Here is a 13,256-nt window from a genome sequence, read left to right as displayed (position 1 = left end):
CCCCCGGAATGCGGGGCGGCGGGCCGTCGGTCCTGCGGGTCAGCGCCGGCGGACGCCCTCCGCCAGCTCGCCGGCGAGGGCGCGCACGGCGGCCAGGCCGGCCCGCTCGTCCCCGTCCGCGTCCAGGATCCGCTGCACGAACGCCGATCCGACGATCACACCGTCCGCGAACCCGGCCACCTGCGCGGCCTGCTCACGGGTCGACACCCCGAGGCCGACGCAGACCGGCAGCTCGGTGGTGGCCCTGGTCCGGGCGACCAGGTCCTCGGCCAGGTCGCCGACCTGGGCCCGGCTGCCGGTCACGCCCATCACCGCGGCCGCGTACACGAAGCCGCTGCCGGCCGCCGTGACCTCGGCCAGCCGCTTGTCCCTGCTGCTCGGCGCGACCACGAACACGGTGTCCAGACCGTGCTCGTCCGCCGCCTTGCGCCACTCCTCGGACTCCTCCACCGGAAGGTCCGGCAGGATGCAGCCCACCCCGCCGGCCGCGGCCAGGTCGGCGGCGAACCGCGCGGTCCCGTACCGCTCCACCGGGTTCCAGTAGGTCATGACCAGCACCGCCGCCCCGGGGTGCGCGGCCGCGACCTCCTGCACCGTCCGCAGCACGTCCTTGATCCGGACGCCGCCGCGCAGCGCGATGTCGTCGGCCGTCTGGATGGTCGGACCGTCCAGGACCGGGTCGGAGTGCGGCAGGCCGATCTCGACGACGTCGCAGCCGCCCTCGATCAGCGCGTTGACCGCGCGCACCCCGCCGTCCACGCTCGGGAAACCGGCCGGCAGGTAGCCGATCAGCGCCGCGCGGTTCTCCGCCTTGGCCGCGGCCAGGATGCCACTGAGCTTCGAAGCCATGATCACTTACCCCCGTGGGCGGAGCCGGCGCCCGGCTCGTCGTACAGGCCGAAGTACTCGGCCGCGGTGTGCATGTCCTTGTCGCCGCGCCCGGAGAGCGAGACCAGGATCGTGGCCTCGGGCCCGAGCTCGCGGCCCAGCTCCAGGGCGCCGGCCAACGCGTGCGCGCTCTCGATGGCCGGGATGATGCCCTCGGTGCGGGACAGCAGCCGCAGCGCCTGCATGGCGGCGTCGTCGGTGACCGGCCGGTACTCGGCCCGGCCGCTGTCCTTCAGCCAGGCGTGCTCCGGGCCGACGCCCGGGTAGTCGAGGCCGGCCGAGATCGAGTGCGACTCGATGGTCTGGCCGTCCTCGTCCTGGAGGACGTAGGTGCGGGAGCCGTGCAGCACGCCCGGGTCGCCCTTGGTGAGGGTGGCGGCGTGCTTCGGGGTCTCGGCGCCCTCGCCGGCCGCCTCGCAGCCGATCAGGCGCACGCCCGCGTCCGGGATGAACTCGTGGAAGATGCCCATCGCGTTGGAGCCGCCGCCGACGCAGGCGACGACGGCGTCGGGCAGCCGTCCGGTCCGGTCCAGGACCTGCTGCCGCGCCTCGATGCCGATCACCCGGTGGAAGTCCCGGACCATCATCGGGAAGGGGTGCGGCCCGGCGACGGTGCCGAACAGGTAGTGGGTGGAGTCGACGTTGGCGACCCAGTCGCGGAACGCCTCGTTGATGGCGTCCTTGAGGGTGCGGCTGCCGGAGGTGACGGACACCACCTCGGCACCGAGCATCCGCATCCGGGCGACGTTGAGCGCCTGGCGCTGGGTGTCCACCTCGCCCATGTAGATGGTGCAGTCGAAGCCGAACAGCGCGCAGGCGGTGGCGGTGGCCACGCCGTGCTGCCCGGCGCCGGTCTCGGCGATGATCCGGGTCTTGCCCATCCGGCGGGTGAGCAGCGCCTGGCCCAGCACGTTGTTGATCTTGTGCGAGCCGGTGTGGTTGAGGTCCTCGCGCTTCAGCAGGACGCGCGCGCCCCCCGCCTCGGCGGAGAAGCGGTGGACGTCGGTCAGCGGGCTCGGCCGGCCGGTGTAGTCCTTGAGCAGCGCGTCGAGCTCGGCGGTGAAGGCCGGATCGGCCTTCGCCTTCTCGTACTCCTCGGCGACCTGCTCCACGGCGGCGACGAGGGCCTCCGGGATGAAGCGGCCGCCGTACGCGCCGAAGTAGCCGCGTGCGTCCGGCACCTCGGCGCCGGGCAGGTAGTCCTTGGCGGACTTGTCGGACATGGTGAAGTCCTTCGGGAACTCGGGAAGATGACGATGGCGAGAGGGACGTCGGAACGGCTGGTCAGCCGTGCGTCCCGCGCCATCGCCGTCCCGGCACCTGCCCGGGCTCGCAGCCGATGACGTACCGCACCCGCCTGCCCAGCACCCGGCGTGCGGGCGCGCGGCAGCCGCGCGGGCGGCAGCCGGGGGCGAGACGGGTGGCGATCTTCATGGCGGCGGGATCAGTCCTTGTGGCGGATCGCGGGGTGGGCACCGGCCGCGACCAGGTCGGCCACGGCGGCGCGCGGGTCCTTGCCCGTCACCAGGGACTCGCCGACCAGCACCGCGTCGGCGCCCAGGTTGGCGTAGGAGATCACGTCCAGCGGGCCGCGCACGCCGGACTCGGCGATCTTGACGACGTTGTCCGGGATGGCGTGGACGACGTTGCCGAAGGTGTTCCGGTCCACTTCGAGGGTCTTCAGGTTGCGGGCGTTGACGCCGATGATCCGTGCGCCGGCGTCCACCGCGCGCGCGATCTCCTCCTCGTCGTGCACCTCGACCAGCGGGGTGAGGCCGATCGACTCGGCACGCTCGATCAGCGACACCAGGGCCGGCTGGTCGAGGGCCGCGACAATCAGCAGCGCGAGGTCGGCGCCGTGCGCGCGGGCCTCCCACAGCTGGTAGGCGGTGACGATGAAGTCCTTGCGGAGCAGCGGGGTGTCCACCGCGGCGCGGACGGCGTCCAGGTCGGCCAGCGACCCGCCGAAGCGGCGCTGCTCGGTCAGCACGCTGATCGCGGCGGCGCCGCCGGCCGCGTAGTCCGCGGCCAGGGCGGCCGGGTCCGCGATCGCGGCCAGGGCGCCCTTGGACGGGCTGGAGCGCTTGACCTCGCAGATCACCCGTACGCCGTCGCCCTTGAGCGCGGCCACGCCGTCCTTGGCGTCCGGGGCCTTGGCGGCGAGCTCCTTGAGCTCGTCCAGCGACACTCGGGCCTGCCGCTCGGCGAGGTCCTCACGGACCCCTTCGATGATCGAGTCGAGCACACTCACGCCAAGCGCCCCCATCATGTCTGCTAGTTCTGCTAGCGAGGAGCCGGACGGCCAGTGGGCCTCCGGCCCTTCGATGGTATCGGCAAGGGGGGGCGCCCAGCGCATCCGCCCAGCGCGCGTCTCGCGGAGCGGACGCCTCCGGGCCCCCTCCGAGCTGCGGTTTCACGGCTCCTCCACCCCCGCCCGCCGCGCCCCCGGACGGGCCGGACCGGCTCGGGACCGGCGCGGGACCGGCGCGGGGTCCTCAGACCAGCGGCGGGGCCAGCCCCGCGCCGATCGGCAGGTTGCGCACCACCGTGAAGACCAGCACCAGCAGCCCCACCAGCACCCAGCGCCGCGCCCCGAGCGCGAGCCGGGGCACCGGCACACCGCGCGCCGCCGACCAGATCCACCGCAGCCAGAGCACCGCCAGCACGGCGAAGAGCAGCACCGCCACCGCGTTGTCGTGCAGCGCGCCGCTCAGGTCCCCGTGGGCCAGCGCGTGGACGCAGCGCAACCCGCCGCAGCCGGGACACCACCAGCCGGTGGCCGCGAGGAACGGACAGTCCGGGTAGTGCCCGGGGGCATTCGGGTCGACCGCGGCGACGTACCCGGTGGGGACGGCCACCGCGACCAGGGCGGTCAGCGGCGGCACCAGCCGGCGCGGCCCGGACGACCGGGCGGTGGCGGCGGAAGCGGTGGGAGCGGCGTTCACGCCCACGATTGTGCCCGCCCGGGCCTCCCGCCAGAAACGAAACGGCGGGCGTGGCGCCCGCCGTTCACGCAGTACCGGGAGTTCCTCAGGCAGCGACCAGCGCGGCCTGCTCCTCGGAGGTGTACACGTTGGTGCTGGGCTGCTGGCCCATGCCCGCCATCGCCATGGCCTTGCCCACCACGGCACCGAGCAGGACGACCGCCAGGCCGGCCCAGACCAGCAGCACCGACGGCAGGATCATGGCGACGCCCGCGATGCCGAAACCGATGAAGGAGATGGTCACGCCGGTCCAGGCGGCGAGGGTGTGACCGTGTGCTGCTGCTGCCATCTGATGGTGCTCCTAGGCTCTCGGGTCCCGGCCGGGCCTGCGGGCCCCTGGCGGGTTGACGGTTCCATTGTGCCGGGCCACACACGGGTGCCCCAAAGGGGGTGGAGGGTCTATCGCGTCACAGCGCGCGCCGTGCGCCGGCCGGTCAGCCGGCGGTCGGGTCCTCGCCCCGGTCCAGCGCCTTCCACAGGTCGGCCGGACTCTCCGCGGCCGCGGTCTTCCGCGACACCGGCGCCTTCCCGGTCGGGGCCTCGTAACGGCTGCCCATGGCCGGCCAGCCGCGCCCGAACCGGAGGGTGAGCAGCCCGGCCAGTGCCAGCAGCAGCCCGCCGGCCAGCGCCACCCACGGCCATCCGGTGTGCCCGACCCCGGTCGCGGCGGAGCCGGTCAGGGCGAGCTTGCGGGCCGCCTCGCCGTCCAGCGCCGCGGTGTCCCCGGCGCCCGCCACGGCGGCCGCCGCCGCGCCGAGCCCGGCCAGCAGGGTCAGGGCGCCCACCGCGAGCCGCCCGGCGCCGCGCACCGCGAACACCGCGACCGCAGCCGCCAGCGCCACCAGCGCCAGCCCGGCGGGCAGTTCGGAGATCCTCCCGCCGGTGACGGAGACCTCCAGGGTGCCGGCCAGGCCCTCGGCCCAGACGCGGCCGGCGGCGGTCAGCACCAGGACCGCGCCCAGCGCGGTCAGCAGCAGCATCAGGCCGAGCGTCCGCCGCCCGGCGCCGCCCTTCGCGGGGACGGGCTCGGTCTCGGTACGGGACTGGGTAGGAACGCTCACCCGTCCACTATCCCTGACACCACGCGCCGGACCTACGCCGGGTCGACCGGGAAGTCGTCGGTCGACAGCACCAGGGTCCGGTCCGCCGACGGCAGGAACACGTCGTTGCCGAAGGGCACCCGCTCCGCCTCCCGGTAGCCGCCGGTGCGCTGCGGGGCACTGTGCACCGTGCAGACCGCCTCGGCCTGGTCCACCACGACGTACAGCGGGATCCCGCACCCGCCGTAGGTGCGCACCTTCCTCACGTGGTCGTGGTCCCGGCCGGACGGCGGCACCACCTCGATCACCGCTTCGAGGTCGTGCCACGCGAACCGGCCGCGGCCGTTGCGCTCGGCGCCGGGGGCGACGACCGCCAGGTCGGGGGCGTAGCCGGAGCGGGCCGAGGGGAAGTCGACCATGGCGTCCGCGAGAACGGTGCCGCGGCCCGCGAGCTGCTGCTCCAGCTGCGCGGCCGCGCTGCGCACGACGGCCCGGTGGCTCTCCCCCCGGGGCGTCATGATGATCTTCCCGTCCGTGATCTCCACCCGGTACCCGCGCGGGAGGTTCACGCCCTCCAGCACGTCCCAGGCCGATCCGGCACCCTGGTCCTGCGACATCCCGGCTCCTTACGGCGGCTCACACCGCCGGCGTGCGCAGCGTATTCGCCGTGGCCACCGCGCGCAGGACGGCGGCGGCCTTGTTGCGGCATTCGGTGTCCTCGCCGTGCGGGTCGGAGTCGGCCACCACGCCGGCGCCGGCCTGGACGTACGCGGTGCCGTCGCGCAGGACCGCCGTCCGGATCGCGATCGCGGTGTCGGAGTCCCCGGCGAAGTCCAGGTAGCCGACGCAGCCGCCGTACAGGCCGCGGCGGGTGGGCTCCAGCTCCTCGATGATCCGCATCGCGCGCGGCTTGGGCGCCCCGGAGAGGGTGCCGGCCGGGAAGCAGGCGGTGAGCACGTCGAAGGCGGTCCGGCCCTCGGCGACCCGGCCGGTCACGGTGGAGACGATGTGCATGACGTGGCTGTACCGCTCGATGTGCATGAAGTCGACGACCTCGACGCTGCCCGGCTCGCAGACCCGCCCGAGGTCGTTGCGGCCGAGGTCGACCAGCATCAGGTGCTCGGCCCGCTCCTTGGGGTCGGCGAGCAGCTCGGCGGCCAGGTCGCTGTCCTCCTGCGGGGTGGCGCCGCGGTGCCGGGTGCCGGCGATCGGGTGCAGCATCGCCTCGCCGTCGGTGACCTTGACCAGCGCCTCCGGGCTGGAGCCGACCACGTCGAAGCCGCCCTCGGCGCCGCCGTCCGGCCCGGGGAACCGGAACAGGTACATGTACGGGCTGGGGTTGGTGGTGCGCAGGACGCGGTAGACGTCGAGCGCGGAGGCCGGGCAGGGCGCCTCGAACCGCTGCGAGGGCACCACCTGGAAGGCCTCGCCGGCCCGGATCCGCTCCTTGATCTCCTCGACCGCGGCCCGGTAGGGCTCCCCGCCGAACGGCGAGCGGACCTCGCCGGGGCCGGTCGGGGTGAAGGTGGCGAGGCCGGGGTCGACCGGCTTCAGCAGGTCGGTCTCCATGGCGTCCAGCCGGGCGACCGCGTCCGCGTACGCCTCGTCGACGCCGCTGGCCAGGTCGTTGTGGTTGACGGCGTTGGCGATCAGCAGCACCGTGCCGTCGGCGTGGTCGAGCACGGCGAGGTCGGTGGCGAGCAGCATGGTCAGCTCGGGGAGCTTCAGGTCGTCCGGGTTGAGGTCCGGGAGCTTCTCCAGCCGGCGGACCACGTCGTAGCCGAGGTAGCCGACCAGGCCGCCGGTGAGCGGCGGGAGGCCGTCGTCGGCGCTGCGCGGGGTGTGCAGGGTCTCCAGCGCGGCGCGCAGCACCTCCAGCGGGTCGCCGGTGGTGGGGATGCCGACCGGCGGGGCGCCGTGCCAGCGGGCGCCGCCGTCCGGGCCGACGGTCAGCGCGGCCTCGCTGCGGACGCCCACGAAGGAGTAGCGGGACCAGCTGCGGCCCTGCTCCGCGGACTCCAGCAGGAAGGTGCCGGGGCGCTCGGCGGCCAGGCTGCGGTAGAGACCGATCGGGGTGAGGCCGTCCGCGAGGAGCCTGCGGGTGACCGGGATGACCCGGGTGTCGACGGCGAGTTTGCGGAAGGCTTCGAGGTCCATGGCGGGCGGCACCTTACGGAAGTGGGGTGGGGGTGGTCAGCCGAGGGGGAGCACGTCGGCGTCGAAGCAGGTGCGGTCGCCGGTGTGGCAGGCCGCGCCGGTCTGGTCCACCTTGACCAGCAGGGTGTCGCCGTCGCAGTCCAGCGCGACCGACTTCACCTGCTGGACGTGGCCGGAGGTGTCGCCCTTCACCCAGTACTCGCGGCGGCTGCGGCTCCAGTAGGTGCAGCGGCCGGTGGTGAGGGTGCGGTGCAGCGCCTCGTCGTCCATCCAGCCGAGCATCAGCACCTCGCCGGTGTCGTACTGCTGCGCGACAGCCGGGAGCAGGCCGTCCTCGGTGCGCTTGAGGCGCGCGGCGATCTCGGGGGCGAGGGCGGTGGAGCCGGGGGCGGCGGGTGTGGTGGACATGGGGCCATTGTGTCAGTCCGGTCCGCTCGCGACGCCCGCCGTCCGGATCCCGGCCGCCGCCGCGGGCCTGGCCCGGACGGTCCGCCCGGAGGCCGGGGAACGCCCTGCCGACCGGGCCGGCCCGGGCCCGGTCCGCGGGACGCCGCCCGAGGTCCGGGCCCGGATCGGACGAGTTGTGCCAACCGGCTGCCGACCGGCACCGCTCTGGGCCATCCTCGTGCCCATGACCACCGAGCCGCCCGCCGCCGAGCCCCCGGGCACCGACCGTCCGAGTACCGACCGTTCGAGCCGCGACCGACCGGGTGCCGGCGCGCCGGGGGCCGGCCGTCCCGGCACCGGGCCCGCCGCCGGGCCGTCGCGGGGGCTGCTGCTCGCCGTCGTGGCGGTGCTGGCCGTCCTGCTCGCGGTGGTGGCCACCGTGCTGCTCTGGCCGGAGGAGAAGCCGGCCGCCCAGCCGCCCCCGCCCTCCCCCACTACGACCTCCCCGAGGCCCACGCCCACACCCACCCCGACCCCCACGCCGACCCCGACCCCGACGCCCACCAAGGTGGTCCCGTACACGTTCTTCACGGTCGGCACCTGTTTCGACCACCCGCAGCTCAGCAGGACCATCACCAAGCCGGAGGCACGGCCCTGCGAGGGCCGGCACGACGGCGAGGCGATCGCCGACCTGCTGCTCCCGGAGGGTCTGAGCGGCGACTACCAGATCGCCAACGCGATGCGGGACGGCTGCAAGGAGGCGCAGGCCGCCGCCGAGGCCCGCCAGGGCGGCGGCGGCCCGTACTACAGCTACCCCGTGGGTCCGACCAAGACCTTCTACCAGCAGGGCTGGCGGGACTACACCTGCACCCTGACGGCGAGCAACCGCCTCGACTCCACCAAGCTCACCGGCAACCTCCGCCCGTGAGTGCCCGGGTCCCTCACCCGGGGCACGTCATCTGACTAGGCTGGGCGGCATGTCGAACCACGCCCTCGCCGAGCGTCACCGCCTCGCCGAACTGCTGGCCGCCGCCGGGCCGGACGCGCCCACCCTCTGTGCCGGGTGGTCCACCCGGGACCTCGCCGCCCACCTGGTGCTCCGGGAGCGCCGGCCGGACGCGGCGGCGGGCATCCGGGGCGGCCCGCTGGCCGGCCGGACCCGACGGGTGCAGGACGCGTACGCCGACCGCCCGTACGAGGAGCTGATCCGGCTGTTCCGCTCCGGCCCGCCGGTGTTCTCGCTGTTCTCGCTGCCCGGAGCGGACGAGGCGGCCAACACCGTCGAGTACTTCGTGCACGCCGAGGACGTCGCGCGGGCCGGTGCCGACCCCGTGCGCCGGCCGGTGCCGCCCGGCCGGACGGAGGCGCTCTGGCGCCGGCTGCCGCTGATCGCCCGGCTGGAGGCCGGCCGCCGCTCCCCCGTACGGCTGGAGCTGCACCGCCCGGACGGCGCGGGCCCGACCGTCGGCCCGTCCGGTTCGTCGACCGTGCGGATCACCGGCGAGCCGGGCGAGCTGCTGCTCTTCGCCTTCGGCCGGGGTGCCCGCGCCGAGCTGGCCGTGGACGGCCCGCCGGACGCCGTCGAGGCCCTCCGCCACGTCCTGCCGCTCCCGTAGGACCTGCCGGCCGAACCGGTGTCGCCGCAGGCCGGGCCCGCCCCGGCTGCGGATGTCAGTGGCGGGGTGCAGACTCGCAGAGGGCCGGGGAGGGGCGCCTCCACGGCCGTCTGAGGGCTGCCCGGCCCCGTCCCGTCGAAGGAGCGCGACACCATGCTCACCACCGACTTCCCCACCGGTTCCCCCTGTTGGATCGACCTCGGCAGTCCGGACCCGGCCGCCGCCGCCGCGTTCTACGGCTCGGTGTTCGGCTGGACCTTCCGGTCGGCCGGCCCGGAGGCCGGCGGCTACGGCTTCCTCCAGTCGGACGGCCGGACGGTCGCGGCCATCGGCCCGCTCACCGAGGAGGGCGCGCAGTCCGCCTGGACGACGTACCTGCGCACGCCGGACGCGGACGCCACCACCAAGGCCGTCGAGCAGGCCGGCGGCTCCGTCCGCGTCCCGCCCTTCGACGTGATGGACGCCGGGCGGATGGCCCAGCTGACCGACCCGCAGGGCGCCCGGTTCGCGCTCTGGCAGCCCGGCGCGGTCACCGGCCTGGACGTCGTCTCCGAGGACGGCGCGCTGATCTGGGCCGAGCTGCACACCACCGACGTGGACGCCGGGTTCGCCTTCTACGAGCGGGTGTTCGGCTGGCGCCACGCCGACCTCCCCTCCCCCGGCGGTACGTACCGGGTGGTCTCCACCGCCGACGGCGACCAGCAGGACGCCACCTTCGGCGGCATCGCCCCGGTGATGGGCGAGGACCAGGCGACCGCCTGGACCCCGTACTTCGGTTCGTCGGACGTGCCGGCGGTGGTCGCCCGGGCCACCGCGGCCGGCGGCACGGTGCTGATGGGCCCGGAGCACGTCCCGGACGTCGGCGTGCTGGCCTGGCTGGCCGACCCGTTCGGTGCCCCGTTCGCGCTGATCAAGGGCGAGCCGCCGCAGGAGTCCTGACCGGTCCGGCCGCCCGCCCGACCCCGCGGAGGCGGCCCCCTCGTTCGCCATGTCCGTTACAGGACAAGGAAGTTGGCGAACCAAGGGCGCCTCCGCGGGGGCCGCGCGCGGCCTTCCCGTACCCCGGCCGCTGCGCTAGCCTCACCAGGGCATCCCCACGGCCGATCCCCCGGCGGGATCGCCGCCCATCCACCGTGCAGCGGAGGACCACGGGTTGAGACCGGCGCAGCCGACAGCACCGAACCACCACCCGGACCACCACCACGCGAACCCCCACCGCCAGGACCCCCGGCAGCCGGACCCGGCCGCCCGGCCGGGCCCGCCGGCCGTGCGGCCACCGGCGGCACGCCCGCCGGCCCGGGGCTGGCCCGAGGGCACCCTCCTCGCCGAACTGCGCCGCGACGGGTCACCGGCCGCGCTCGCCGCCGAGCAGGACATCCTCCGGCTGGGCACCCGGCGCGTCCACGGCCACGACGAGACCCTCATCCTCGACCAGGACCACGGCCGCTTCGTCCTGCTCCTGCTGGACGGCTTCGCCAAGGCCACCGTCGAGGACACCGCCGGCACGCCCGTCCTGCTCGACGTCCGCGCGTACGGGGACATCGTCGGCGAGGCCGCCGCCCTCGACGACCGCCCCCGGTCCGCCACGGTGAGCGCCGCCGGTCCGGTCACCGTCCGCCGGATCTCCCAACCCGACTGGCTGCACTGGCTCGGCACCCACCCGGTCGCCGGCATCGCGCTGAGCCGCTGCCTGGTGAACCGCAGTCGCACCGCCACCCGCCGCCTGGTCGGCCTCGCCTCCGAGCAGGTCGTCAACCGGCTCGCCCACGACCTCGCCGACCTCGCCCGGCGGTACGGCAGCGCCGGCCCGCGCGGGATCACCATCCGCCCCCGGCTGACCCAGGTCGAGCTGGGCGCCCTGATCGGCGCCGGCGAGCGGCGGGTCCACCACGCCCTGCACGAGCTGGCCGACCGCGGCCTGCTCCGGCTCGGCCGCCGCAGCACCGTCGTCCTGTCGCTGCCCGGGCTGCTCGCCGTCGCCGCCGAGGGCGAACCGGGCCGCTGACCCGCAGAGGGTCGCCGCCCGGCCGAGATCCGGTCACGGAACCCTTGCGAAGCCCCCGAACCCGTCCTGCGACGGGTTCGGGCCGCCGCCGGCGCGCTCTACTACGCCCCGGGCCCGCCCGCGGGGCCCGTGGTGCGGACCGCTCGTACGGAAAGGGCGCTCATGTCTTCGATCCCGGTGACCGTGGTGGGTCCACGATCCTCCGGCAAGACCGTGTACCTGGCCAGTCTCTTCGCCAGGCTCTCCCAGCAGGACCCCGAACTCGGCTTCTCGGTGACCCTGCCGCTCGGCCAGTCCCAGCAGCTCAACGCCGTCTACGAGCAGGTCGTCGGCCCGGGCGACTGGCCGATCCCCTCCACCCCGGCGGACTTCCCGGTCTGGGACTTCACCTGCACCGTCAGCACACCGGCGCGGCGGCGGCTCACCCCGTTCGCCGTCTCCTACGTCGACTACAGCGGCGAGCTCCTCACCCAGGGGGACCTGTACCCGGAGTCGCTGGAGAAGCTCGACCGGCTGATGACCGCCTCGCCCTTCCTGCTGATCCTGCTGGACGGCGAGAGGGTTCTGCGCTTCCTGGCCGGCGACAACCGGCTGATCAGCGAGTACCGGCCCGTCTTCAGCCACCTCGGTGCCAACCAGGACGCGGTGGTCCACTTCGTCCTGACCAAGTGGGACCTGCTGGAGGCGGCCGGCCACACCCTGGAGCAGGTGGCCGACCGGCTCTGCGCGACGCGGGAGTTCCGGCTCTTCGTCGACGGCCGACGCGCGCTGCAGGGCGACGGCGGCGTGATCCGGCTCATCCCCGTCAGCTCGGTGGGCCGCGGCTTCGCCCGCCTCGACGAGAACGGCCACGTGGTCAAGACGCCCGGCGCCCGGCCCGACCCGCTCGACGTCGAGGTGCCGTTCATGGCCGTCGTGGTGGACCTCTTCACGACCGAGCTGAGGAAGTACACCCGGGCCCGGGAGAACCCCGCCGTCCGTGCGCCGGGGAACTCCGAGGGCCTGCTGCGGATCTTCCGGCGGGTCAGCGCCGGCATGCCGCTGGTCCGGGCGTTCCTCGCCACCCGCGCCACCAGGAACCCGCTGCTGAAGACCGCCGGCGAGGTCGTCGTCGACGCCCTCGCCGAGTACGTCGACGAGCAGGCGCGGCGCCACGGCCGCCGGATCGAGGAGAGTGCCGCCCAGCTGCGCCGGGCGGTCGAGCAGGCCGCCACCGACCAGCAGGCACTGGTCCGCATCGCCAAGGCGTTCCAGGCCCGGCTGGAGGAGTTCGAGGACGAGCACCCCGGCTCCCGGCTCGACCTCTGGACGGCCCGGGCATGAGCGCCGCCGCCGGCACCCGCCGGCAGACGGTCTGGCCGTTCGCCATCGTCTGCGCCCCGACCACCGGCTACGGGCTCGCCGCCGCGCCGGACTTCCTGGTCGAACGCCGCCGGGCGTCCGTCCTCAGCAGCACCGCGGGCGGCAGCCTGAACGGCTCCGCCTCCCTGGTGCAGCTGATCGGCGCCGACGGCGGAAGCTTCTGGCTGCTCTACCGGATGGTCCCGCTGAGCGCCCGGGAGGTGGACCAGGAGGGCGAGGTCGCCCGCAGCGGCAGCCGGATCGCGCCCCTGGTCGAGGGGGTGGTCACCCTGGAACGGCCCACCGGCCGGCCCACCGCCGCGTACTTCGACGCGGTGCACGAGCTGGTCCGGGGCTCGGTCCGGAGCTACTTCCTCGCCGACAACCCGCGCCGCCCCGTGGATCCGCTCCCGGGCACGACCGACCTCCCCGGCCCGGCCGAGGGCGGCGAGGAGCTGCCGCTGACCGAACTGGAACCGCGCCGGACGAAGGAGCTCCTGCACGTCGTCGACGTGCCTCTCCCACCCGGGGGGCGGAGCGGGGCCACCGGGCCCGCGCCCGCTCCCGATCCCGCCGGGTCTGCTGCACGGGACCGCGCGGGTCCTGACCTCGGCGGGGCGGGGGCTGATCCTGCTCGGCGGGATTCTGGAGTCGCTCGCGGCCCCGGACCGGTAGCGCCCGCCGGGACGCCGGGGGCTCCGGGCGTCCCGGGCGGATTCGGCCGTCCCGCCCTCGCCGTCATCGGAGCACTGAGCCTGCTGGTGCTCGTCCTGCTGGTGCTGCTCGCCCTGAAGTGACGCCGGGGCGGGCACCCCGGAGTCCCGGGGCGCCGGGTGCC

16 protein-coding genes are annotated in these 13,256 nt (G+C 75.0%); 6 read left to right on the top strand and 10 right to left on the bottom strand.

The features are described from left to right. Positions 1-39 precede the first annotated feature (39 nt). The 10 genes from trpA to hisI form a co-directional block, all read right to left on the bottom strand. Positions 40-849 carry a tryptophan synthase subunit alpha gene (trpA, locus tag ACFWOG_RS17565; protein ID WP_329882090.1) on the bottom strand — a complete coding sequence of 270 codons (810 nt, stop codon included), beginning with the start codon at positions 847-849 and terminating at the stop codon, positions 40-42. Positions 850-851: 2 nt separating this feature from the next. Continuing rightward, on the bottom strand, positions 852-2,111 hold the full coding sequence (gene trpB / locus ACFWOG_RS17560) for a tryptophan synthase subunit beta (protein ID WP_380359404.1): 1,260 nt from the start codon (positions 2,109-2,111) through the stop codon (positions 852-854). A 61-nt stretch (positions 2,112-2,172) separates the two neighbouring features. After that, complete coding sequence (trpM, locus tag ACFWOG_RS17555) at positions 2,173-2,322, bottom strand: tryptophan biosynthesis modulator TrpM (protein ID WP_167352964.1); 150 nt, start codon at positions 2,320-2,322, stop codon at positions 2,173-2,175. Between the two features lie 10 nt (positions 2,323-2,332). Next, positions 2,333-3,139, bottom strand: coding sequence for an indole-3-glycerol phosphate synthase TrpC (gene trpC, locus ACFWOG_RS17550; RefSeq protein WP_329882092.1), 807 nt, complete (start codon positions 3,137-3,139; stop codon positions 2,333-2,335). A gap of 244 nt (positions 3,140-3,383) precedes the next feature. Beyond that, the gene (locus ACFWOG_RS17545; RefSeq protein WP_329882093.1) at positions 3,384-3,833 is read right to left on the bottom strand and encodes a DUF2752 domain-containing protein; all 450 of its coding nucleotides are present in this window, start codon (positions 3,831-3,833) and stop codon (positions 3,384-3,386) included. An 85-nt stretch (positions 3,834-3,918) separates the two neighbouring features. Beyond that, on the bottom strand, positions 3,919-4,161 hold the full coding sequence (locus tag ACFWOG_RS17540) for an HGxxPAAW family protein (RefSeq protein ID WP_329882094.1): 243 nt from the start codon (positions 4,159-4,161) through the stop codon (positions 3,919-3,921). Positions 4,162-4,306: 145 nt separating this feature from the next. Further along, positions 4,307-4,933 carry a TIGR02234 family membrane protein gene (locus tag ACFWOG_RS17535; RefSeq protein WP_380359399.1) on the bottom strand — a complete coding sequence of 209 codons (627 nt, stop codon included), beginning with the start codon at positions 4,931-4,933 and terminating at the stop codon, positions 4,307-4,309. A 32-nt stretch (positions 4,934-4,965) separates the two neighbouring features. Beyond that, positions 4,966-5,529 carry a Uma2 family endonuclease gene (locus tag ACFWOG_RS17530; protein ID WP_380359396.1) on the bottom strand — a complete coding sequence of 188 codons (564 nt, stop codon included), beginning with the start codon at positions 5,527-5,529 and terminating at the stop codon, positions 4,966-4,968. A gap of 19 nt (positions 5,530-5,548) precedes the next feature. Then, positions 5,549-7,069, bottom strand: a complete 1,521-nt coding sequence (locus ACFWOG_RS17525; RefSeq protein WP_329882098.1) for an anthranilate synthase component I — start codon at positions 7,067-7,069, stop codon at positions 5,549-5,551. 36 nt (positions 7,070-7,105) lie between these two features. Further along, positions 7,106-7,477: a phosphoribosyl-AMP cyclohydrolase gene (gene hisI / locus ACFWOG_RS17520; protein ID WP_329882099.1), complete on the bottom strand. Its 372-nt coding sequence runs from the start codon at positions 7,475-7,477 to the stop codon at positions 7,106-7,108. Positions 7,478-7,700: 223 nt separating this feature from the next. Between hisI and ACFWOG_RS17515 the strand changes: the two genes are divergently transcribed. From ACFWOG_RS17515 to ACFWOG_RS17490, 6 genes are all read left to right on the top strand, one after another. After that, positions 7,701-8,384 (top strand): hypothetical protein, encoded by a 684-nt coding sequence (locus tag ACFWOG_RS17515; RefSeq protein WP_380359393.1) that lies wholly within the window; start codon positions 7,701-7,703, stop codon positions 8,382-8,384. Positions 8,385-8,433: 49 nt separating this feature from the next. Then, complete coding sequence (locus ACFWOG_RS17510; RefSeq protein ID WP_329952059.1) at positions 8,434-9,072, top strand: TIGR03085 family metal-binding protein; 639 nt, start codon at positions 8,434-8,436, stop codon at positions 9,070-9,072. 153 nt (positions 9,073-9,225) lie between these two features. Then, the gene (locus ACFWOG_RS17505; protein ID WP_380359389.1) at positions 9,226-10,011 is read left to right on the top strand and encodes a VOC family protein; all 786 of its coding nucleotides are present in this window, start codon (positions 9,226-9,228) and stop codon (positions 10,009-10,011) included. Positions 10,012-10,225: 214 nt separating this feature from the next. Further along, a complete protein-coding gene (locus ACFWOG_RS17500) occupies positions 10,226-11,077 on the top strand; it encodes a Crp/Fnr family transcriptional regulator (RefSeq protein WP_380359386.1) in 852 nt (283 codons plus the stop codon). Positions 11,078-11,239: 162 nt separating this feature from the next. Further along, entirely contained in the window at positions 11,240-12,400 is a 1,161-nt protein-coding gene (locus ACFWOG_RS17495; RefSeq protein ID WP_380359383.1) for a hypothetical protein, read from the top strand. Next, a complete protein-coding gene (locus ACFWOG_RS17490) occupies positions 12,397-13,215 on the top strand; it encodes a hypothetical protein (protein WP_380359381.1) in 819 nt (272 codons plus the stop codon). Before ACFWOG_RS17495 ends, ACFWOG_RS17490 begins: the two co-directional genes overlap by 4 nt. The last annotated feature ends 41 nt before the right edge of the window (positions 13,216-13,256 follow it).

This window comes from Kitasatospora sp. NPDC058406 (assembly GCF_042722765.1).
In the GTDB taxonomy this organism is placed as follows: Bacteria; Actinomycetota; Actinomycetes; order Streptomycetales; family Streptomycetaceae; genus Kitasatospora.
The sequence above is the reverse complement of the archived record's forward strand: the minus strand, read 5'-3'. Positions and strand labels throughout refer to the sequence as shown.

Coding starts and splice junctions, on each gene's coding strand:
- trpA (WP_329882090.1), bottom strand. CDS start 849: ATGGCTTCGAAGCTCAGTGGCATCCTGGCCGCGGCCAAGGCGGAGAAC.
- trpB (WP_380359404.1), bottom strand. CDS start 2,111: ATGTCCGACAAGTCCGCCAAGGACTACCTGCCCGGCGCCGAGGTGCCG.
- trpM (WP_167352964.1), bottom strand. CDS start 2,322: ATGAAGATCGCCACCCGTCTCGCCCCCGGCTGCCGCCCGCGCGGCTGC.
- ACFWOG_RS17540 (WP_329882094.1), bottom strand. CDS start 4,161: ATGGCAGCAGCAGCACACGGTCACACCCTCGCCGCCTGGACCGGCGTG.
- ACFWOG_RS17530 (WP_380359396.1), bottom strand. CDS start 5,529: ATGTCGCAGGACCAGGGTGCCGGATCGGCCTGGGACGTGCTGGAGGGC.
- ACFWOG_RS17525 (WP_329882098.1), bottom strand. CDS start 7,069: ATGGACCTCGAAGCCTTCCGCAAACTCGCCGTCGACACCCGGGTCATC.
- hisI (WP_329882099.1), bottom strand. CDS start 7,477: ATGTCCACCACACCCGCCGCCCCCGGCTCCACCGCCCTCGCCCCCGAG.
- ACFWOG_RS17515 (WP_380359393.1), top strand. CDS start 7,701: ATGACCACCGAGCCGCCCGCCGCCGAGCCCCCGGGCACCGACCGTCCG.
- ACFWOG_RS17510 (WP_329952059.1), top strand. CDS start 8,434: ATGTCGAACCACGCCCTCGCCGAGCGTCACCGCCTCGCCGAACTGCTG.
- ACFWOG_RS17505 (WP_380359389.1), top strand. CDS start 9,226: ATGCTCACCACCGACTTCCCCACCGGTTCCCCCTGTTGGATCGACCTC.
- ACFWOG_RS17495 (WP_380359383.1), top strand. CDS start 11,240: ATGTCTTCGATCCCGGTGACCGTGGTGGGTCCACGATCCTCCGGCAAG.
- ACFWOG_RS17490 (WP_380359381.1), top strand. CDS start 12,397: ATGAGCGCCGCCGCCGGCACCCGCCGGCAGACGGTCTGGCCGTTCGCC.